At 35.0% G+C, this 21,267-nt stretch carries 17 protein-coding genes and 2 tRNA genes; 15 read left to right on the top strand and 4 right to left on the bottom strand.

From position 1 onward, the window contains the following. Window positions 1-68 precede the first annotated feature (68 nt). The 9 genes from AC07N0_RS01195 to AC07N0_RS01155 all read left to right on the top strand — a co-directional run bounded on the left by AC07N0_RS01195 (window position 69) and on the right by AC07N0_RS01155 (window position 7,674). Window positions 69-488, top strand: coding sequence for a thiol-disulfide oxidoreductase DCC family protein (locus tag AC07N0_RS01195; protein ID WP_494587807.1), 420 nt, complete (start codon window positions 69-71; stop codon window positions 486-488). 111 nt (window positions 489-599) lie between these two features. After that, on the top strand, window positions 600-1,481 hold the full coding sequence (gene fabD / locus AC07N0_RS01190) for an ACP S-malonyltransferase (RefSeq protein WP_494587806.1): 882 nt from the start codon (window positions 600-602) through the stop codon (window positions 1,479-1,481). Window positions 1,482-1,655: 174 nt separating this feature from the next. Next, window positions 1,656-1,726 (top strand) — tRNA-Gln (locus AC07N0_RS01185). Window positions 1,727-1,795: 69 nt separating this feature from the next. After that, window positions 1,796-1,866: transfer RNA gene (locus AC07N0_RS01180), tRNA-Gln, on the top strand. A 215-nt stretch (window positions 1,867-2,081) separates the two neighbouring features. Further along, complete coding sequence (gene glmM / locus AC07N0_RS01175) at window positions 2,082-3,473, top strand: phosphoglucosamine mutase (RefSeq protein ID WP_494587805.1); 1,392 nt, start codon at window positions 2,082-2,084, stop codon at window positions 3,471-3,473. A gap of 159 nt (window positions 3,474-3,632) precedes the next feature. Beyond that, on the top strand, window positions 3,633-4,775 hold the full coding sequence (locus AC07N0_RS01170; RefSeq protein ID WP_494587804.1) for a cysteine desulfurase family protein: 1,143 nt from the start codon (window positions 3,633-3,635) through the stop codon (window positions 4,773-4,775). A 233-nt stretch (window positions 4,776-5,008) separates the two neighbouring features. Then, window positions 5,009-6,358: an ethanolamine permease gene (gene eat, locus AC07N0_RS01165; protein ID WP_494587803.1), complete on the top strand. Its 1,350-nt coding sequence runs from the start codon at window positions 5,009-5,011 to the stop codon at window positions 6,356-6,358. A gap of 41 nt (window positions 6,359-6,399) precedes the next feature. Further along, window positions 6,400-7,122, top strand: a complete 723-nt coding sequence (locus AC07N0_RS01160) for an alpha/beta fold hydrolase (protein ID WP_492800403.1) — start codon at window positions 6,400-6,402, stop codon at window positions 7,120-7,122. A gap of 12 nt (window positions 7,123-7,134) precedes the next feature. After that, window positions 7,135-7,674, top strand: coding sequence for a DNA polymerase III subunit psi (locus AC07N0_RS01155; RefSeq protein ID WP_494587802.1), 540 nt, complete (start codon window positions 7,135-7,137; stop codon window positions 7,672-7,674). Window positions 7,675-7,721: 47 nt separating this feature from the next. On the opposite strand, the gene AC07N0_RS01150 is transcribed toward AC07N0_RS01155, so the two are convergent. Together AC07N0_RS01150 and AC07N0_RS01145 are read right to left on the bottom strand one after the other, a co-directional pair. Then, the gene (locus tag AC07N0_RS01150) at window positions 7,722-8,285 is read right to left on the bottom strand and encodes a hypothetical protein (RefSeq protein ID WP_494587801.1); all 564 of its coding nucleotides are present in this window, start codon (window positions 8,283-8,285) and stop codon (window positions 7,722-7,724) included. A gap of 135 nt (window positions 8,286-8,420) precedes the next feature. Next, complete coding sequence (locus AC07N0_RS01145) at window positions 8,421-9,254, bottom strand: fumarylacetoacetate hydrolase family protein (RefSeq protein WP_494587800.1); 834 nt, start codon at window positions 9,252-9,254, stop codon at window positions 8,421-8,423. A gap of 190 nt (window positions 9,255-9,444) precedes the next feature. Between AC07N0_RS01145 and AC07N0_RS01140 the strand changes: the two genes are divergently transcribed. Then, window positions 9,445-10,665, top strand: coding sequence for a sulfite oxidase (locus AC07N0_RS01140; RefSeq protein WP_494587799.1), 1,221 nt, complete (start codon window positions 9,445-9,447; stop codon window positions 10,663-10,665). A 12-nt stretch (window positions 10,666-10,677) separates the two neighbouring features. Next, the gene (locus tag AC07N0_RS01135) at window positions 10,678-11,118 is read left to right on the top strand and encodes a hypothetical protein (protein ID WP_494587798.1); all 441 of its coding nucleotides are present in this window, start codon (window positions 10,678-10,680) and stop codon (window positions 11,116-11,118) included. 169 nt (window positions 11,119-11,287) lie between these two features. Here the strand turns inward: AC07N0_RS01135 and fmt are convergent, their stop codons facing one another. Continuing rightward, window positions 11,288-12,202 carry a methionyl-tRNA formyltransferase gene (gene fmt / locus AC07N0_RS01130; protein ID WP_494587797.1) on the bottom strand — a complete coding sequence of 305 codons (915 nt, stop codon included), beginning with the start codon at window positions 12,200-12,202 and terminating at the stop codon, window positions 11,288-11,290. A gap of 507 nt (window positions 12,203-12,709) precedes the next feature. Between fmt and greA the strand changes: the two genes are divergently transcribed. The 4 genes from greA (at window position 12,710) to AC07N0_RS01110 (ending at window position 17,689) form a co-directional block, all read left to right on the top strand. After that, on the top strand, window positions 12,710-13,183 hold the full coding sequence (gene greA, locus AC07N0_RS01125; RefSeq protein ID WP_492800393.1) for a transcription elongation factor GreA: 474 nt from the start codon (window positions 12,710-12,712) through the stop codon (window positions 13,181-13,183). 172 nt (window positions 13,184-13,355) lie between these two features. Beyond that, complete coding sequence (locus AC07N0_RS01120) at window positions 13,356-15,431, top strand: BatA domain-containing protein (protein ID WP_494587796.1); 2,076 nt, start codon at window positions 13,356-13,358, stop codon at window positions 15,429-15,431. 427 nt (window positions 15,432-15,858) lie between these two features. Then, window positions 15,859-16,263 (top strand): response regulator, encoded by a 405-nt coding sequence (locus AC07N0_RS01115; protein ID WP_492800391.1) that lies wholly within the window; start codon window positions 15,859-15,861, stop codon window positions 16,261-16,263. A gap of 334 nt (window positions 16,264-16,597) precedes the next feature. Next, window positions 16,598-17,689: a hybrid sensor histidine kinase/response regulator gene (locus tag AC07N0_RS01110; protein ID WP_492800390.1), complete on the top strand. Its 1,092-nt coding sequence runs from the start codon at window positions 16,598-16,600 to the stop codon at window positions 17,687-17,689. A gap of 3 nt (window positions 17,690-17,692) precedes the next feature. On the opposite strand, the gene AC07N0_RS01105 is transcribed toward AC07N0_RS01110, so the two are convergent. Next, window positions 17,693-21,244, bottom strand: coding sequence for a PAS domain S-box protein (locus AC07N0_RS01105; protein WP_494587795.1), 3,552 nt, complete (start codon window positions 21,242-21,244; stop codon window positions 17,693-17,695). Window positions 21,245-21,267: the final 23 nt, after the last annotated feature.

Here is a 21,267-nt window from a genome sequence, read left to right as displayed (position 1 = left end):
AGACTTTTATGCCAATATTTTTGTTTAACTAGTAAGAGGAATTATCTGAGATTAATAATTGATTTTAAATGGAAAATATAGATGAATTAATCAAAGGCCAGCATGTGATATTATTTGATGGCGTTTGTAATTTTTGCAATGCTTCAATCAATTTTGTGATTGACCATGACCCCAACAAGCGTTTCAAATTTGCTTCGTTGCAATCTGAGTTAGGAAATGCCGTTTTGCAAAAATATCAAAGAAATACAATAGATTTTGATTCGATAATTTTATTGAAAAATAATAGAATATTCACCAAATCAGAAGCAGCCTTAGAAATTGCCAAAGATTTATGTGGTTTTTGGAAGTATTTGTCTCTTTTTAGCATATTACCGAGTTCAATCCTCGATTTTTTTTATGATTTGATAGCCAAGAATCGCTATAAAATTTTTGGAAAATCAGATTCTTGCCGAATGCCAACGCCTGAGTTAAAAGAAAGATTTCTCTGAACGGATAGTAAATAGTTGAATTGAATAGTTAATTTTGCGGACTTTAGCACAAGAGCAATAGAGATACTATGCTCTTTTACTTATTTTACTCACATTCATTTAATTATTAAAATGAAAGCATACGTTTTCCCGGGTCAAGGCTCTCAATTCAAGGGCATGGGTAAAGACCTTTATGATAATTCAGCATCAGCCAAGGCATTATTCGAGCAAGCAAACGAAATTTTAGGTTTTCGTATTACAGATATTATGTTTGAAGGTACAGACGAGGAACTTAAACAAACCAAAGTTACTCAACCAGCTATTTTCTTGCATTCAGTTATTTTAGCCAAAGAAACAGCAGATTTTAACCCAGAAATGGTAGCGGGACATTCGTTAGGAGAGTTCTCGGCATTGGTAGCTACAGGTGCATTGAGCTTTGAAGATGGCTTGAAATTGGTTTCTGCACGTGCGTTAGCCATGCAAAAAGCCTGTGAAAACAATCCTTCGACTATGGCAGCGGTTTTAAACTTATCAGACGAAGTAATTGAAGAAATTTGTGCTTCTATTACGGATGAAGTAGTGGTAGCGGCTAACTATAACTGCCCAGGTCAGGTAGTGATTTCGGGTTCAAATGAAGGCGTTGCTCAAGCTGGTGAAAAACTAAAAGAAGCAGGAGCGAAGCGTGTTTTATTGTTGCCTGTAGGTGGTGCATTCCACTCGCCATTGATGGAGTCTGCTCGTGAAGAATTAGCTGCTGCTATTGAGGCAACACCTTTTGCACAGCCTGCTTGCCCTATTTATCAAAATGTAAATGCTCAGCCTTCAACGGATGTTGAAACGATTAAGGCTAACCTTATTTCGCAGTTGACTGGTGCTGTTCGTTGGACACAATCAGTTCGTAATATGGTTGAAGATGGTGCAACAGTTTTTGTAGAGTGTGGCCCAGGTAAAGTATTGCAAGGATTAGTGAAAAAGATTGCTCCAACTGTTGAAACTAGTGGTGTAGCTGTTTAAAATAGCTTACTTCTACCACCAATAGTAAGGTCGGAATGATGTTTTTTTTGAAATATAAAGGTCAATTAGTCAATAACTTATAAAATTTTGTCAAGTCATTTTTTTATTTTTTGAAAAAATGACTTGACAAAGCCGAATTATACGACTAATTTTGCACCACAATTCAAATGTGATTGACCGATGGTGTAATGGTAACACTACGGTTTTTGGTACCGTCATTCATGGTTCGAATCCATGTCGGTTAACAAAAATCTCTTGAAACAATTGTTTCGAGAGATTTTTAATTAACAAGTCAACTCACAAAAGAATTATATTGACCGATGGTGTAATGGTAACACTACGGTTTTTGGTACCGTCATTCATGGTTCGAATCCATGTCGGTTAACAAAAAGCCTTCAAGCTATTTAGTTTGAAGGCTTTTATGTTAATATCATTTCGTACACGTACCAAAATATCGTTAAAGAAACTTAAATAATACCGCCAGATAAATTTATGCACAATTAAATTGATACAATTTAGGTTTATCATAGCAGACAAGCATTTTTATATTTAACTTTAGTTTTTGAAAATTAAACGATCTTTAAAAATTTTATTAAGCAATTGACACTAATCAAATCAATATCAGGCATCAGAGGGACTATCGGCGGCAAAGCAGGAGAATCCTTAACACCTTTAGACGTTGTTAAATTTACAGCAGCTTTCGGCACTTGGTTAAAAAGAAGAAAACCTGAGACACTTAAGATTGTACTTGGACGTGATGCTCGTCTTTCTGGAGACATGGTTTCTAAATTGGTAGTAGGTACACTTCAAAGTTTAGGATTAAGTGTACTTGATTTAGGACTTTCTACAACACCAACCGTCGAAATGGCCGTACCTGCCGAAAATGCCGCAGGAGGTATTATTTTAACGGCAAGCCATAATCCTATTCAATGGAATGCCTTAAAGTTATTGAATGCTGCAGGTGAATTTATTTCTGGCAATGATGGAGAAGAAATGCTTCTTATTGCTGAAAATGAAGATTTTGATTTTGTGGACGTCAAGAAATTAGGTAGCTATACCCAAGACGACACTTGGCTTCAAAAGCATATTGATTTGATTTTGGCTTTACCATTAGTAGATGTTGAAGCTATCAAAAATAAAAACTTTAAAGTAATTGTTGATGCTGTAAACTCATCAGGTGGGATAGCTGTACCAATGTTGCTTGAAGCATTAGGCGTAACACAAATTACAAAGTTACACTGTGAGCCTACAGGGCATTTTGCACATAATCCAGAACCGCTCCCTGAAAATTTAACCGATATTACCAAGGCTATTGAAAAGGGTAAATTTGATTTAGGGATAGTAGTTGACCCAGATGTAGACAGACTGTGCTTTATGTGTGAAGACGGTTCGCCATTTGGAGAAGAATATACCTTAGTAGCAGTGGCAGATTATATTTTACAGAATCATAAAGGAAACTCGGTATCAAACCTTTCTTCAACACGTGCTTTACGCGATGTAACAGAGAAAGCTGGCGGTAAATATTATGCTTCGGCCGTTGGAGAAGTGAACGTAGTTACCTTGATGAAATCTGCTAAGGCTGTAATCGGTGGCGAAGGCAATGGTGGTATTATCTATCCAGAATTACACTATGGGCGTGATGCCTTAGTAGGGATTGCTTTATTTTTGACACATTTAGCCAAATCAGGCAAGCGAATTTCTGTAATGAGAAAAGGCTATCCTGAATACTATATTTCAAAAAATAAAATTGAACTTACGCCAGATATTGACGTTGACGGAGTGTTGGAAGCTATTCAGAAAAAATACGCTAAAAACCCAATCAATGCGATTGATGGTGTAAAAATTGAATTTGATAAAGAGTGGGTTCATTTAAGAAAATCGAATACTGAACCTATTATCAGAATATATTCTGAATCAGATTCAATCACCAAGGCTGATAATTTAGCTAAGAAATTGATGAGTGATATTAAGGAAGTAGTTTCTTCAAGATAAACTCAAAAAGATAAATACTTGTTAAAAGAATGTCAGGCAGTTTGTCTGGCATTTTTAGTTTTCAATAATACCCATTTGTTATACAGAAGTGATAGACTTTTAAAAGAATTTTGTTTATCATCAAAGCCAAAACACTTCATTAATCTCCAAATTAATTCAATGAATAGAATTTATTTAGATAATGCTGCCACCACTCCAATGGACAAAGCAGTAATCGAAGCTATGTTACCCATGATGGAATCTAATTTTGGAAATCCATCTTCTATCCATACTCACGGACGTGAAGTTCGTAATACCATTGAGCGTGCCAGAAAAACGATTGCAGGATTATTAAATACTTCACCTGCGGAAATCTTTTTTACCTCTGGTGGAACAGAGGCTGATAACACTGCGATTGTCCGTTCTATTGAAGATTTCGGCATCACTCATGCCATTACTTCACCCATTGAGCACCATGCCGTACTTCATACATTGGAATACATGGCTAAAAAAGGGAAAATCAAGCTAAGTTATGTTGAATTAGATGCAAAAGGTCATGTAGATTTAAAGCATTTAGAGGAATTACTACGTGATAACCCGAAGACATTGGTTTCGTTGATGCATGGGAATAATGAAATCGGTAATTTGTTGGATTTAGCAGTGGTTGGGCAATTGTGCGAAGACTACGGTGCTATTTTTCATTCAGATACCGTACAAACAATGGGACATTATCGCCATGATTTACAACAAATGAAAATTGATTTCATGGTAGGTGCAGCTCATAAATTTCATGGTCCTAAAGGCATTGGCTTTTTGTACATCAATGCCAAGAGCAAAATAACACCCTTTATTCATGGCGGTTCGCAAGAAAGAAATATGCGCGGAGGAACCGAAAATGTATATGGTATCGTAGGGTTGGCTAAAGCGTTAGAAATTGCCTATGCGGACATGGACGAACACAGAAAGCATATTGAAATGCTGAAAGCTAGAATGATAGCTAGATTGAGCAGTGAATTAGATGATATTGAATTCAATGGGGACTCTGACAATTTAGAGACAAGTCTTTACACGGTGCTAAATGTAAGCTTCCCACCATCTGAAGAAGCAGATATGTTTTTGTTCAATTTAGACATTAATAAAATATCAGCATCAGGCGGAAGTGCCTGTACGAGTGGCTCAGATATTGGCTCGCATGTATTAACAGCCTTGAATGTTTCGCCTGAAAGACCATCGGTTAGGTTCTCGTTTTCAAAGTATAATACGATAGAAGAGATTGATTATGTAGTAGATAAATTAGTAAGTATACTGAAAGTAACAGCTTAGTGATCAATTTAGAATTTAATACAAAAGGCTCAGAGATTCTCTGAGCCTTTTGTATATTTGTTTATTAGCGAATTTGAAAAAGGCTGAAAGTCGTCGGAATTCGACTATCAGTTTTTTTAGTGTTTGGGTTTTTTGGAATGGGTTTTAGTAGCGTTTGTGGATTTCGTCTTAATTTAAAATATATAGCATTATCAATTCATCAGCATTTTAATCCTTATTAATACTATAAACTTATGCAGACAATCGACAGCCGAGAACCGACAGCCGACAACCATCAGCCAACCCTTAAAAAAGTTATTAATACCACCCAATTGTGGGCTATTGCAGTAGGACTTGTTATTTCAGGAGAGTACTTTGGCTGGAATTATGGGTGGGCTTCCTCTGGAACAATTGGCTTTTTAATAGCAACATTGTTGGTAACTGTCATGTACGTTACCTTTATTTTCTCCTATACCGAGCTTACAACGTCTATTCCTCATGCTGGTGGAGCTTTTGATTATGCCAACAGAGCATTTGGTCAAGTGGGCGGTTTTATTGCAGGCTTTGCCACATTAGTAGATTTTTTATTAGCACCCCCTGCCATTGCCTATGCCCTTGGGAGTTATGTCAATTTCTTACATCCTGCTATTCCTGTAGTACCTACGGCAATAAGCATGTATGTGATATTTATTACGATAAACCTTTTCGGTATCAAAGAATCTGCTCGATTTTCATTGTTTGTTACCATTTTGTCGGTTTTAGAATTAATCATTTTTATAGCAGTTATCTTTCCTTTTTACAAAACAGAAAACTTTATTGCCAACAATCCGCCTACTATTACGGTCGATAGTGTTTTTGCTGGTATACCTTTTGCAATATGGTTTTTTGTAGCGATTGAAGGCGTAGCCATGGTAGCAGAGGAAGTGAAAGAACCCCGTACTACTATTCCAAAAGCCTATATTTCTAGTATCATTACCTTGGTAATATTGGCTTTGGGCGTAATGATTCTGAGCGGAGGCGTTGGCGATTGGCGAACATTGAGTAATATTGACTATCCTTTGCCCGAAACACTCTCGATGGCCTTAGGAAAAAACAATAGTCTTTCAAAAGTGTTTGCTAGTTTAGGACTATTTGGCTTGATTGCTTCGTTTCATTGTAATACGATTAGTTATTCTCGACAAATCTTTGCGTTGGCTCGGGCAGGTTATTTGCCTAAATTTTTATCGGTTGTTAACAAAAAGTATCAAACGCCCCATTGGGCATTGATAGCGGGCGGTATAGTAGGAGCAATTGCTATTTTTACGGGTACGACCAATAAAATCATTATTATGTCGGGCTTGGGGGCTGTGGTAATGTATGCCATGAGTATGCTAAGTTTGTTAGCTTTGCGTAAAAAAGAACCTCAGCTAGACAGACCTTTTATTGCTCCTTTTTATCCATATTTTCCTATTATTGCCTTGGTGTTGTCTTTGGTATGTATGGTTGCTATTGTGTATTATAATCAGTATTTAAGTGTTTTATTTTTTGGAAGTTTGATTGTGTGTTTGCTTGGGTTCGTATTAAAGTTTGGAGGAAAAATAGCTCCGAAAACTATCATTAAATAAAATGAAGCAAGTGTTTAGACTTGACTTCTGGTATCAATATTATGAAAAAAGCAGTTGTATTATTACATGGTTTTGGTGAGGATGCTACCATTTGGAGCGGTTATGTACCTTTTTTACAAAAGGATTTTTATATAATTGTTCCAGAATATGCACGATTGAGTAATCTAAAGACGATTGATGATTACGCAGATTTTGTAGAAAAAAGTGTTACCGAAAGCGGTTTTGAAAAATGTGTAATCATTGGGCATTCAATGGGCGGGTATATTGCTTTGGCATTTGCCGAAAAATATCCTGACAAAGTATTAGGGCTTGGGCTTTTTCATTCTACAGCTTTTGCTGATTCAGATGAGAAAAAGGCAGCTAGAAATAAAAATGTGGAGTTCATAAAAACGCATGGTGCGGAAGCTTTTATCAAAGTTTCAACCCCTAATTTATATGCTGAGGCTTTTGCCAAAAAACACCCTGAAATCATCCAAAAACACATTGAGGCTTCTTCGTCTTTACCTGTCAAGGCTCTTATTGCTGGAATGGAAGCCATGCGCGACCGTCCCGACCGCAAGCACGTGTTGAAGTCGTTGCGTTGTCCAGTAATGTTTATTATTGGCGAAAGAGATAAAAGTGTAGCTCCAGCAGATGCCAAAGCACAAATTATGATACCTAAATTTTTCTCATCTTCTATTCTTGATGAAGTAGGACACATGGGGATGATTGAAGAACCAGAAGATTGTTTGAAATTTGTAGGGAAGTTTTTATTGAAATGTTAATTGTAAGAGATAATGCCCGAGAATAATACCATCCTTTTTCAACAACTTTTTGCAGGAGAACAATTGTATGTAATTCCTGAACAAAGTTTGCAAAAAGAAGAAATAGCTGTTGAAAATAGCCAAATTGCAACACCTGTTGAGGAAAAAACAATAGTAAAAGCTGACACCAAAGTAGAAGAGGTAAAAGTTTTACATTTTGTGCCTAATCACAGAATAGTTATTTTGGTAGATGAATATAGCGAAGCAGACCAAGCATTGTTAGCTAAAATCTTGACAGCTGTAAAGCTCAATCTTAATCAGATAGACTTAGTTCGCTTGGCAGATTTGAGCCAGATGAATGCCAGAACTGCTTTCTCGCAAAATCTTATTAGCCATTTTATTACTTTTGGAGTAGCTCTGCCAAAGATAAAGCTTGAAATTCCACTCAATCCATATCAAACCAAAGAGATCAAAAATATTCGTTTTTTGTTTTCTCATGCATTGAGTGAATTGCAGCATGATGTAGAAAAGAAAAAAGCCTTGTGGAAGGCTTTGCAGGAGATGTTTTTGTAGTTTTTTTTGAGTCATAGCTTTTAAAGCTATGACTCAAAATTGAAATATTAAATACCATACCCAAAGGTGTAATTTCCTTTACTATCTATCCAATAAGAACCACCCATATAAATCTCTGCTTTACGATCTTTTCTCTTTTTTGCTCTTATATTTGAATAAGGTATAGTCGTCCAGTATTCTTCAATAGGAGGGAATTGTTTTACTTTATTACCAACAATTTTATCTATACACTTTGAACATTCTTCAGAAGATGTTATTATGCCCCCTTGTCCTTCATACTGTATCAAAATAATCTCATCATCAATAATGGTATAATTGGTATAGGGTGTTTTGTACTCTTTATAATGATTATCCCAAGTGATACATACATCCAGCGAAGTTCTCATCTCATATATGTTATTTCCCATATATTTCATACCTCTACTAATTTGTAATAAAACAATACCTTTATCCCCTGGAAGCTTATTGTACTTATAGCCCAGACCAATATATTCTTTTAGTGCTTTCTTGACGGTAGTATCCTTAATTTCTACTTTCATTAGCTCGCATTGTGCATGGCTGTTGATTGAAAGGGATAAAAAAAGGATGTATAGTAATAGGAGCTTTTTCATAAGGTAACTTATTTAGTGAAGAATAGATTAAGAGTAGTATTTATAGTTAAATATATCGATATATGCTTATAAAATAAAATAGTCGCTAGTATTATTTTACCAGTGACTATTTTACTTTTTAGTTATTATTTAATTTTACGCTTTCTGCTCTACAGTATTAGTAAGTGTTCCAATACCTTCGATAGAAATATTTATGACATCGCCAATGGCTAACGAAAATTCATTCGGTGGCACTACACCCGTTCCAGTCATCAAATAAGCTCCGTGTGGGAAAGACATCTCTCTGAATAAGAATGAAATCAATTCATTGTGCTGGCGTTTCATACGATTAATCGCAATACTTCCCTGAAATTGTGAAACGTTTTCTCTCAAAATCTCTAGCGAAATCAACGTATCTGGGCTAATTTCTCCGTCAGTTACATACAAACATGGACCAATAGCGGCCGCCTTATCGTAACTTTTAGCCTGCGGTAAATACAAAGGATTCTCGCCCTCAATATCTCTTGAACTCATATCGTTCCCTGCGGTGTAACCTACAATTTTTCCACTTGAAGTAGCAAAGAGTGTCAATTCTGGTTCAGGAATATTCCATGCTGAATCTTTACGGATGCGTACAAAATCATTTGTACCTACACAACGGCTCGCTGATGATTTAAAGAAAATCTCGGGACGTTCTGCATCATATACGCGTGCATAAAAATCTCCACCGCCCGCATCTTTAGATTCTTCTATTCTGGCTTCACGGCTACGCATATAGGTTACGCCAGATGCCCAAATTTCTTGTTGACTGATGGGGGCAAGGATGTCGTTTCCAGCCCATTCAATGCTTGAAAGTGTGGTGATTTCCTTGCTTACTTGTTCATATAAATCATCACGATTTACATAAATATCCCAATTTTTTTCAGCAGATAAATAAAACTTGTCAGCCGATTCTACGATAATTCCTTGTTTGGTTTTGTATATTTTCATATTAAATGTTTTTTCTATTTTGGGAGACTCAAATCCTAAAAGCAGATAGAAATAGTATTTTTACTGAATATCTTGCTTGTAGTATGTTAAAATAAGTCAACTTTGTAGTGAGGAATCAAACCACCTGATTGGCTAAAAATGTCGATTTAATTTTTTGTACATTATTGAAAGACAAATTAACAATAAAAAAATGATTCAAGACAGACGAGATTTTTTAAAGAAAAGTACTTATTCTACTTTGTTGGGATTAGTCATTCCCAACATCCCTTTTGCAAAGTCTTCTCCAACAATTTTAAGTCCAGTAGAAGGCGGTTTACCCGACTGGAAAAACAAAGAATTAATCATTCTTTCTGATAAACCTTGGAACGTAGAAACGCCTCCACATTTACTTGACGATAAAGTAACGCCTGTTGAAAAAATGTTTATTCGCAACAACGGCTTGGTGCCAGAAGGCAATATTGACGTTAATACTTGGACGTTAACCATTGGTGGTGAATCGGTAAAGACTTCAAAGACTTATAAACTCAAAGACTTAAAGGAAAAATTTAAACATTATACCTATCAGCTTACATTGGAATGTGGAGGAAATGGACGTTCGGGCTATTTTCCACAAACTTCGGGTAATCAATGGGACCAAGGGGCAGTAAGTTGTGCAGAGTGGACAGGCGTTAGATTGAAGGATATTTTAACGGATGTCGGGTTAAAAGACGATGCCGTATATATTGGTTATTACGGAAAAGATATTCATTTGAGCAGAACGCCTAATAAATCAGTTATTTCAAGGGGGGTACCGATTAAAAAAGCCTTGGAAGATGAAACTTTGATTGCTTGGGCTGTAAATGGTAAAGATATTCCTTTGGAACATGGTTTTCCCCTACGCTTAGTCATTGGTGGTTGGCCTGCTTCTGTTTCTGGAAAGTGGTTGGATAAGATTGTGGTCAGAAACAAAGAGCATGATGGCGAAAAAATGAGTGGGCATAGCTATAGAATACCGATTAATCCGATTGAACCAGGAGAGAAATTAGCCGAAATTCCCGAGAATTTTAAAATTATCGAAGCCATGCCTGTAAAGTCTTTAATTACTTACCCTAAAACGGGCGCTGTAATTGATACAGGAAAAACGATTACCTTGCGTGGACACGCTTGGGCGGGAGATTTAGCCATTAAGGAAGTAGCCGTTTCGCTTGATTATGGTGTTAGTTGGAAAAAGTGTAATCTGGAAGTTCCTAAAAATCGTTTAGCTTGGCAACATTGGTCTTTAGTCTTAGATTTTTCACAAAAGGGCTACTTTGAAGTATGGGTAAAGGCAACCGATAGCAAAGGAATTACGCAGCCAATGGTAATTCCTCAGTGGAATCCGGGGGGATATTTGAATAATGCTTGTCACAGAATTGCGGTGAAAGTCGTATAAACCAACATCGAGATGAAAGTTATCAACATATATTTATTTGTCGGAACGATAATGATGGTTTTTCTTGCCTTCAAACAATCAGAAGAAAGTAACATCAGCATCAATACATCAAACTTAGTACTACAAAGTCAACACCATAGCCTATCTGATTCATTGACGATTGATTCAGAAACTGGATTAATCAACGATGCTAATTTGATAATGGTAAAAGCACAGTGCACTGCTTGCCATAATACTCAATTGATTCAACAACATCGATTTACTCGTGAAGGCTGGAAAGATAAAATCAGATGGATGCAGAAGAACCATAAATTATGGGATTTAGGGGAATCAGAAAAAGTAGTACTTGATTATTTAGAGAAATACTATTCACCGAAGATGGCTTCACAGAAGATTCAGAACAGACGTGAATTATTGAAGACTATACAGTGGTATAAATTGGAGAATCGTTGAGGAATATCCCACCTTATCACTAGCCCGTGACTTAAGTCACGGGCTAGTGATAAGGGTTGAAAGCCCAATTTGAAGGATTATTTTACCCCATTTAAATCATTAATACATCACTATTTAATTATATATAAGTCATTTTTAGTCCTAAAGTCCTCTAGTCCTAAAGTCCAAACTACAACCTATACCCCCGCAAAAACTCCTCAATCCCCATGCGTTTTTTGCCTTCTAATTGTAGCTCTTCAATGGCTAAATAACCATCAGCACATTTAAAATACAGGTACTTTTTACCATCACTTTTATAAGCCTCTTCAAATTGAATAGTCTCGTCCGTTACTTTTGAAGTACGATATATTTTACAAACTTTACCATTCAAGGTTGTCCAAGCGGCTGGGTAGGGAGATAGCCCTCTGATAAAATCATAAATTGATTTAGTAGATTTCGTCCAATCAATCTCACAAGTTTCTTTAAAAATCTTAGGAGCGTGTTTTATTTCATCCGATTCTATTTGAGGTTCTTGAGGATAGCTACCACCTTCAATCGCTCTAACAGTCTTTAAAACCAATTTCGCTCCAATCTGCATCAAACGCACATAGACATCGCCCACGGTATCGGTCTCAGCAATCGGTTCTTTTTCTTGAAAGATGATTGACCCTGTATCTATTTCATGCTTTAAAAAGAAAGTAGTCACACCTGTTTCAGTCTCGCCATTAATAATCGCCCAGTTGATAGGGGCAGCACCACGATATTGTGGTAAAAGCGAACCATGTAAATTGAACGTTCCTAAACGTGGCATTGTCCAAACAGCTTCGGGCAACATTCTAAAAGCCACTACTATTTGTAGGTCGGCTTCATAACTTTTTAATTCAGTTAAGAAATCTGGATTTTTTAACTTTTCAGGCTGTAATATGGGTATATGCGATGCATTGGCTAATACATATTCTTTTACAGGCGACATACCCATTTTTAATCCACGTCCAATCGGTTTATCTGGTGCCGTAATTACCGCTACCACATTACAATTATTTTCAACTAAAGTTTTTAAACTCTCAACCGCAAAGTCGGGAGTACCCATAAAGATTATTTTCATAAGATTAATATTTTTTATACCACGATTAATGTGGCATTGAGAATGCTAAAATTGTCCTTTAAAAATGATATTTCAGAGAAAGAAATGATTTTCATTGTAATAGTTTTTAGCTCATAGCTAAAGGCTCAAAGCTGTTCGCTTCTTTAATTGAATACAAAATTTCTAAAAAAAACACAATTTGAAATTTCTCTTTGAAATCGAAATACGTTTTATTATCTTTGCTAACTCAATTCAGTAAAATATGCAACGAAAGACTCAATCAAGCAAAGTTAATTAGCTTCGAAATTTCTGCAAAGGTCATAAAAAATCTTGTAGAACGGTCGAAAGCCGTTCTTTTTGTTTGTAAAGAATTGAAGTTTATTATTTTCAGAATTGATATAACACTTGCTGGCAGCGATGTCAGTAATTTTTTTTGTATCAACTCAAAGAAGTTATGAATAGAAACGACAAAAATCTAGGCTAAGGTTTTGGGTCAGTTTACATTAATACTTTGTAAAAAATAAAACAATGGGAAAAGTACAGTATTATACTCCAGAGAAGTTAGAGGAATTAAAAGCTGAATTGCAATATTTAAAATTGCAGGGTCGTTCGGATATGGCCAAGCAAATTGCGGAGGCTCGTGATAAAGGTGATCTTAGTGAAAATGCGGAGTATGATGCCGCAAAGGATGCACAAGGTTTGTTGGAATTGAAGATTTCTAAAATGGAAGAAATCGTGGCCAATGCACGCGTGTTGAACGAGACTAACATTGATACGTCTAAAGTATCTATTTTATCAAAAGTAAAAATCAAGAATAAGAAAAGTGGCATGGAAGTGGTTTATACCATCGTGTCGGAAGAGGAAGCAGACTTGAAAGCGGGTAAAATCTCTAATTCATCGCCCTTCGGAAAAGGACTATTCGGTAAATCAGTAGGCGACGTGGCAGAAATCCAAGCACCTGCTGGAAAACTTGAATTTGAAATTCTTGAAATCAGTCGCTAGACACTGTCTATTCTTTGATTTTATCTTTCTATAAAAGATTGTTATACAAATCTTGAATTAGCCATCGTTGATTTAATCAATGATGGCTTTTTTTTGTAGTTTTATACATTAATGAAATTTCAGGCTCAGTAGTAATAGGCTGTGACTTGAACAAAAACGAAGGAACATTTTCATGCAATTTCTATATCCGTTTTTTCTTTGGGGACTTTTAGCCGCAGCGATTCCCTTAATTATTCACCTTTTTAATTTTAGAAGAACCAAAAAAGTATACTTCACGAATGTTGCTTTTTTGCGGACAGTCAATACTACTACATCGTCATTTCGTAGGTTAAAGCACCTATTGATTATGGCCGCTAGAATGGCTTTTATTATAGCATTGGTTTTAGCATTTGCCCAGCCATTTATTCCCTCAAAAAGTGGGAGCAAGGTGAAAATAGGAGGAATAACGAGCTTGTACATTGATAATTCACTATCCATGCAAAACGAGCTGGATAAAAAAACGTATCTGGATAAAGCCATCAGTAAAACCGAAGAGTTGTTACTTGCCTTTCCGCAAGGCTCAAAGCTACAGTTAGTTACCAATGATTTCTCTGCTGACGAACACGCCATTGGTAATACTCAGCAAATCAAAGAGCGAACTACTTCAATCAAGTTTACGCATAGTCCACGTACGTTAGAACAGGTTTTGAATCGACAAAAAAACCTTGCATCTAAACATAACTCACAGGGCGGTAATCAATATGTTTGGTTTTCAGATTTTCAAAAATCAACTGCTGGAAACCTGTCAAAGCTTGCGTTAGATTCCAACTCACACCTTTTTGTTGTCCCTGTACAGGCTAAAGCACTACAAAATGTTTTTGTAGATTCTGTTTGGTTGAATACGCCTTTTGTGCGTGAAATGCAGGTAAACCAATTATCAGTAAAGCTATTTAATACAGGCGAGAAAGCAGTAGAAAACCTACCTGTAAAACTATTAATTGATGGCTTACAGGTTTCATCTACGATTGCCACCATTCCAGCAAAATCATCAACTGTTAGTAACTTCTCTTTCAATATTCAAGGCAAGGGCTTTAAAAAAGCCAATATCTCTTTTGATGATACGCCCATTACTTTTGATAATGATTATTTCTTTGTGTTGAATGTTGCTCCCAAAATCAAGGTATTACATTTGTTTGGTCAAAACAGTGGAGATAAGTATTTACCCGCAGTTTTTGCTAACGATAGCATTTTTGCTTTTAAAAGCTATGGGGCATCTAACGTAGATATTGGGAGTTTCAAAACAGTAGACTTTATTATTTTAGAAGGCCTACAAAGTATTGAAGGGAGCATGAAGACTGCCCTGACAGACTTTGTAAGGGCAGGAGGGAGCTTAATGGTGATTCCTAATCAATCTCCTGATTTGAATAGTTACAATGCTTTTTTAAGTGCGTTCAATATTCGGAATATTCAGGATAAAAATATTAATACGGAATCCACACCGTTGACTGAACCTGCCAAGTCGTCTTTATTCTTTGCAGATATTTTTGATAATTCTACTCAAAAAGAAATGATGCAAATGCCTAATCAGCAAGCAGTAATCAATTGGCAAGCAGTTGGAGACAAATTATTGAGTTTTAGAAACAATCAAGCTTTCCTAACGGTTTCGCCCGTTGAAAAAGGCAAAGTATATTTATTAGCGGCACCCCTAGCTATTCAGTTTGGCGAGTTTGCCCGAAATGCACTGTTTGTACCAATCATGTATAAGATAGCGGCTCAGAGCGTCATACAGGAACAAGCAGCCTTTTCTTTTGAGTCTAATACGATTGCTATCGTTTTAAACAGCGGCAAAGCTGATGTGAATGGACGGAAGTCGCTGTTTACGCTAAAAAGGAATAAGATGGAATTTATTCCTGTACAGAATTTAGTTGGCAATACACTTACTGTTGAACTACCCAAAGCCAATCAATTGAATGATAACCAAGTGTTAGAGTCGGGATATTATGAATTGTTGTTAGACGGACAATTACAGAAAGTATTGGCATTCAATCATGACCATAATGAATCAATCATGGATTTTTATAGTGTAAATGAATTGAAAAATATTTTTAGTAAAAACAAAAATATTGAGGTTTTTGATAAAATAGATGATGCAGATTTAGTAGATACCTTTAAAGAACAAAACTTCGGAATATCGTTGTGGAAGTATTTTTTAATAGCCGCATTAGCCTTTTTATTGATTGAGATTGTTATCATAAAAATGATGAAATAATTTTTCATAAATCAATAATAAGTTGCTTTTGAATTAGCAAATGTTAATTTTGCATAAGTGAAAGAATAGGTTTTTAGGGGAAAATATTATTAAAAAGTGTACTTATATAATATTTTATATTTTTTTAAATATTTGACAATTTGTAATCACGATTGTTTTATCTTTAAAAGATAAGGTTGAGCTTTTGAATAAATTTCATTATCTGACTCGTCAAAAAGTCTTTATAAATGAATAATTAATCTTTAGGTTAGGAATAAAAAAACTGACTTTTGTTAGCTTTATTTCAATCAAATATCCTGATTCAGTGCAATGAGTATGATTAACTTTGATAAAGTTATTTTACTTATTAACATAAAAGCGTTGGCTTGTCATCATTTTAAACATAACTAGATTCAATATTCCAAGTAAGAACTAACACATTAGTAAAATGCCAAATAACTCTATAGCTTTAATCGTTGACGATGAACACCTTAATCGCTTTTTGATGCGAAAATATCTACAGTCTTGTAATATTCCTTATGACGAAGTTACAGATGGACAAGAGGCTATAGAATGGATTAAACGCACTGAGTATGATAAAATCATCGTGTTGCTTGATTTAAATATGCCTGTGATGGATGGATATGAATTTTTGGAATATACAGTAGATAACTATTTTGAATTCAAAGAAAAAAAGATATTAACAATTGTCGTTTCAGCATCTGATTATACCGTTTTTAGAAAAAATGCTCCCCATGCTGAAATCATTAAATACCTCTCTAAGCCAGTAGGAAAAGATGCGCTTCAGGAAGCTATTTTACAAGCACAAGAATATTTTAATGCTATTGTATAACACTAAAAAGTGTTTTTAAAAGAAAATCCCTTTTAGCAGGAATGCTAAAAGGGATTTTCTTTTAAAGATAGCTAGTTTTCAAAAAAAATATGCTAAAATTTAACTATAAAAACATTAAATTGTATTGAAATGATTTTTAAGACAAACGTATAATCTTGTTTTTGAGAAATAGAATATATTTCTTGTATGAAAAGACTGATAATTTGCTTATTTTTAATGTATTATGTAGTAGGAATAATGTTGAAATTTATGAACGTGATAAATATAAGGTAGCCAAAATCAAGATATTAAGGCTCTTATATTTGAAATAATCTACCGACTAAACGATAAAGACATGTCTAGGATAGTGCTCATTGAAGACGATTTACTTCTTGCTGAAAATACCAGTTTAATTTTATCGCTGAATGGCTATGAATGTTTTGTAGCTAATAGTAGCAAAGAGGGAATTTTGCTTATAGAAGAGATTATTCCAGACTTGGTGGTTTGTGATATCATGCTAGACTCAATGGATGGATTTGACGTCCTGAGAATAATAAGGCAAGACAAGGGATTTATTAATTTGCCTTTTATCTTCCTTTCGGGTTTAGCGGATTTAACAGACAAAAGGAAAGGGATGAATCTTGGAGCAGACGACTTTTTAACAAAGCCCTATTCGTCAAAAGATTTAATTGAAACTATTCAGGCAAGGATAGAGATAAGTTCAGCTAAAAAAGTAAATGCTGCGATTGAAACAAGGAAAAATGCTATTGATGTTTTTTACCAAATTTCTACACACGAATACCTGACACCTTTGAATGGCATCATCAATTTTGGTACGCTCCTCGAAGAGATGATTAACCAAAATGATTTAAAAGATGCGAATAGTATTGTAAAAGCCATACAAGTTTCTGGACAAAGAATGCTTAGGGTTACTCGTAAGTTATTGTGGTATAATCAATTAGCACATAGGATTGACCCTTGGGGAAATGCTACTAGTAAAGCTAACGTGAATATTGCTGAGTTACAGAAAATCATTTTTGATTTCTTAAAGAATAGTACAAGCACACAATTTAATATTCAGATTAAAGGTGAAAGCTCTTTTTTGTTTGGCTGTGACAGAGAATTGCTAGAGCAAATGCTTACAGAATTACTTCAAAATGTAATTCAATATTCTGATGCTAAATTCGAAATACACTCAGAAGCCTTTTCAGAAAATAATATGTTTGTGTTGAAGATACAAAACCATTACAAAGGCTCATATGCTATGAGTACAGCGTTAATAAAACCCTTTTTTCAGGCACATTACTCTAAAGATATGAATGGTTCTGGGTTGGGTTTATATATTGTAAAGGAATGGGCTACTAAACAACGAGGAAGTTTAGAAGTGAAAACAAACAATAATATTTTTGAGGTTACTTTAAAAATTCCAGCATTACAAATTGATTAAAATTTACAACGTATAGGGAAGTCTGATAGTAAATGTACTGCCTTTGGATTGATTACTACTAAAGTTGATATCACCACCTAATTTCTTGGTGAATTCTTTGGTAATAGTCAACCCTAATCCCGTACCTTCAATATTCAATACATTGTTTGCCCTAAAGAAAGTTTCAAATAAATGTTCCTGATCTTCTAAGGGAATACCAATGCCATAATCTTTTACGATAATGGAGAAAAACGAAGGATAATACTTTAAATAAAGCTCTGGTTCTTTGGCATCAGCAGAATATTTAAAGGCATTATTTACTAAATTACTGATAATATGGCTTAATAAAACTGGGTCAGTAGAGATTTCATGGCGTTCTTCACTTAAGAATAGGTTTAACTTCCTACCATCTTTTCTGTTCGTATAATATTGATTATTAATATCATTCAAGAATCTATTAATATCGATAGGCTGAGGTTTAACAGACAATTTCCCTTCAGCTGTTTTTCCGATAAGTAAAATATCTTTCAGCATATCATCTAACCGATTTGCCTGAAATATTATCTTGTCGATATGGGTTTTGATTTTATGTTGAAGAGCCTTTTCACTGACATTTAGCGTGTAATGATCTAATAAATCAGCACTTGTAACAATGGCAGTAATGGGTGTTCTGAATTCGTGAGAAGTCAGTGAAATAAACCTTGATTTCAAGTTGCTTACTTCCTTTTCTTTGGCCAGAGAAATCTCTAATTTTCGTAAATTCTTACGGTCTTCCTCCGCAATTTTTCTTTCAGTAATATCAAAAGATATACCGTTATACGTAATTTTATCTTCTTTGATAATCGGACTTGCTAGTCCATGAAACCATTTTTTCTTGCCATCTTTTGTTTCTATTTCTCCTTCATAGGTCCATTCTTTTTTGTTGACAATAGCCAATGCGATAGAGTTAAAGAAAGCGCTTTTTTCTTTATGAGGAATTTTTATTTTTGATGCCCAATTTTTATCATTTATCAAGTGACCAAATATGTCGTTGCCTTTATCACTTAAGTATGAGAAGTAGGAAGAGCCGTCAGATTCAACACAAAACTGGAAAACAATACCGGGCGAGTTTTTAGCTAAATCACTAAACATCGTTTCGCTTTGTTGCAATTGCTTATCTGCTAGCTTACGTTCAGTGATGTCTGTTAATGAGCCAGCCATCCTTGAAGGGCGGTTTTCTTCATCCCACGTAGCTTGTCCACGAATTAAAAACCATCGATAAATTCCTGTGTTCGTCTTCAACCTAAACTCATGATGAAAAATGTCACGCTGTTCAAGGTGTTTGTTAATCGCTAAAGTAACTAGAGCTACATCGTCCTCATGGCTTAACTCATTCAAAAAAGTAAGAAATGGAATGTTGAGGTATATTTCATCATGAGGAAAACCCAACATGTCTCTGAATCTATGGGATAAATAAGTGACATTGTTGGTAATATCCCAGTCCCAAATACCATCACTAGAGCCCTTCACAGCAAGATCAAACCTTTCTTTACTGATATGTAGCTCGATAGCAGAAAGCTTTTGATTACTAATATCCGACAACGCCATCACTAGCCCATAGTTCTGATTGGTTTTGTTTTCTATAGGGTATAATCTTACAAAATACCAATTTGTTGTACCATTGGGTTGAGGAAAGTTAATTTCATATTCAAGCTTTTTGCCATCCAAAACGGTCAGCATCATTTTCTGCAATATTGGTCTTCTTTCTTCGGGGAAATAGTCTAAAATCGGTTTCCCTATTTCAGCTTTTTTATTGGCATTAAAGAAATTCTGAGAAGAAATATCACTGGCAATTTTATTGAACGAAACTACATCCAGATGATTGTTGATAAGGATGTAGCCAGTATCAGTTGTATTAAAAATAGCTTGAAGGTTAGCTTCTGACTCCAATAATTTTTGTTCAGCAATTCTTTTTTCAGATATATCTTGCAATGACATCGCTGCCCCAACGATATTTTCATTTTTAAAAATAGGGTCTACATTCACTTCATAATATATTTCTGAAGTAATTTCTGGGTCTATAGCCGCATAAGAAAAGTCAGTTGTAAAACTTTCCCCTTGAAAGGCCCTATCGTAAATTTGCTTCCAAAATGTTGTTAGTGATACTGACAATGATGGTACAAAAACAGGACTACCAACCTCATATTTAATTCCTCTTTCAGTATTACAAGTATTAAGAAAGGAATTATTCATCGTCATTAAATGATAGTTTGTATCAACACTCCAAACTAAATCGTCGGTACTATTAATTAAGGCTTCATAATTACTTGTTTTTGTGGCTAAATCTTTGGTGATTTTGATGATGTCAGTAACATTTTCTACCAATGACAAAATCGAAATTACTTCTCCATTTTCATCTTTTAAGATGGAGTTATGCCAATTGCAATAAATAATTTTGCCTGTTTTTGTTAAGTTTTTATTTTTAGATGTTAGCCTATTAATATTATCCCTAATCATCGTATTTGAATATTCCCTTACTCTATCAAAATCATTTTCAGGAACAAGGGATAAATCAAAATATGATTTATTTAACACTTCGTGGGCTTTCCAACCAAAAATAACTTCAGCTTGTTCAGACCAACTTTTTATGATTAGATTTTTATCCCAATTAATTACTGCTAACGGTGAGTTTGTGTAATGAAAATTGAGTTCCCTGTTTAGGGATTGGAGTTCTTTTTCATAATTTTTCTGGTCAGTAATATTAGTAAGGGTAATCACTACACCCTGAATATTATGTTGAGGGTCTCTTAATGGGATAAAACGTACTTTGTACCAATTGCCTTGTTTTGAAAATGGTATAAACAATTCATCAATAATGTCTTCCCCAAGTACAGCTTTAGGAAAGTAGGTATCAATAAAAGTATGAGTGGAAGGATGTGAATACTCATAAATGCTCACACCATTTTGATATTTTTTGCCTAAAAATAGCTCAAGCCTTTCTTGAAAAGCTGTATTCGAATCGATAATGTATTTGTCTAAATCAAGAATAATGATTGAATCTTGCGTAATGTTGGCATAGGTTGAAAGGATTTTTTCAGCATGATTTTGTGCTGATTTTTTATTAAATAAAGATTGAGCCTGCCTAGCAAGAATCTGTAAGCTATTAATTTGTTGATCGCTTAACTTTAAGGTTTTTGAGTCAAAAAGACATAATGAACCTAGAATGTACCCTTTGGGCGTTGTAATAGGAATACCCATGTAAAAACGTACATAAGGTTCGCCTGTTACAAAAGAATTGTGCTTAAAACGGTCATCTAGGGTAACATCCTCTATGATTAACATAGATTCTTCTTGAATCATGTGCACACAGAAAGAATCGTTTCTGGAAACTTCACAAAAGTCAATACCAATTTTTGCTTTAAACCATTGTCGATCTGAATCCATCAAACTAATCAAAGCAATAGAGGCACCGCTTATTTGGGTAGCTAAGGTAACGATATCATCAAAATCTTGTTCGGCGGGAGTATAAAGTATATTCAATTCCTTCAGGGCGGCTAAACGAAGGATTTCATTTGAAGGAATTTGCCTATCTTCCATTACTATTATCTATGTAGGTTATT

This window comes from Arcicella sp. GW821-FHT09D11 (assembly GCF_059416265.1).
This window is presented reverse-complemented; position numbering and strand designations above follow the sequence as displayed.

Coding starts and splice junctions, on each gene's coding strand:
- AC07N0_RS01105 (WP_494587795.1), bottom strand. CDS start 21,244: ATGGAAGATAGGCAAATTCCTTCAAATGAAATCCTTCGTTTAGCCGCC.
- AC07N0_RS01110 (WP_492800390.1), top strand. CDS start 16,598: ATGTCTAGGATAGTGCTCATTGAAGACGATTTACTTCTTGCTGAAAAT.
- AC07N0_RS01150 (WP_494587801.1), bottom strand. CDS start 8,285: ATGAAAAAGCTCCTATTACTATACATCCTTTTTTTATCCCTTTCAATC.
- fabD (WP_494587806.1), top strand. CDS start 600: ATGAAAGCATACGTTTTCCCGGGTCAAGGCTCTCAATTCAAGGGCATG.
- AC07N0_RS01120 (WP_494587796.1), top strand. CDS start 13,356: ATGCAATTTCTATATCCGTTTTTTCTTTGGGGACTTTTAGCCGCAGCG.
- AC07N0_RS01140 (WP_494587799.1), top strand. CDS start 9,445: ATGATTCAAGACAGACGAGATTTTTTAAAGAAAAGTACTTATTCTACT.
- greA (WP_492800393.1), top strand. CDS start 12,710: ATGGGAAAAGTACAGTATTATACTCCAGAGAAGTTAGAGGAATTAAAA.
- AC07N0_RS01115 (WP_492800391.1), top strand. CDS start 15,859: ATGCCAAATAACTCTATAGCTTTAATCGTTGACGATGAACACCTTAAT.
- AC07N0_RS01170 (WP_494587804.1), top strand. CDS start 3,633: ATGAATAGAATTTATTTAGATAATGCTGCCACCACTCCAATGGACAAA.
- AC07N0_RS01160 (WP_492800403.1), top strand. CDS start 6,400: ATGAAAAAAGCAGTTGTATTATTACATGGTTTTGGTGAGGATGCTACC.
- AC07N0_RS01135 (WP_494587798.1), top strand. CDS start 10,678: ATGAAAGTTATCAACATATATTTATTTGTCGGAACGATAATGATGGTT.
- AC07N0_RS01195 (WP_494587807.1), top strand. CDS start 69: ATGGAAAATATAGATGAATTAATCAAAGGCCAGCATGTGATATTATTT.
- AC07N0_RS01155 (WP_494587802.1), top strand. CDS start 7,135: ATGCCCGAGAATAATACCATCCTTTTTCAACAACTTTTTGCAGGAGAA.
- AC07N0_RS01145 (WP_494587800.1), bottom strand. CDS start 9,254: ATGAAAATATACAAAACCAAACAAGGAATTATCGTAGAATCGGCTGAC.
- eat (WP_494587803.1), top strand. CDS start 5,009: ATGCAGACAATCGACAGCCGAGAACCGACAGCCGACAACCATCAGCCA.
- fmt (WP_494587797.1), bottom strand. CDS start 12,202: ATGAAAATAATCTTTATGGGTACTCCCGACTTTGCGGTTGAGAGTTTA.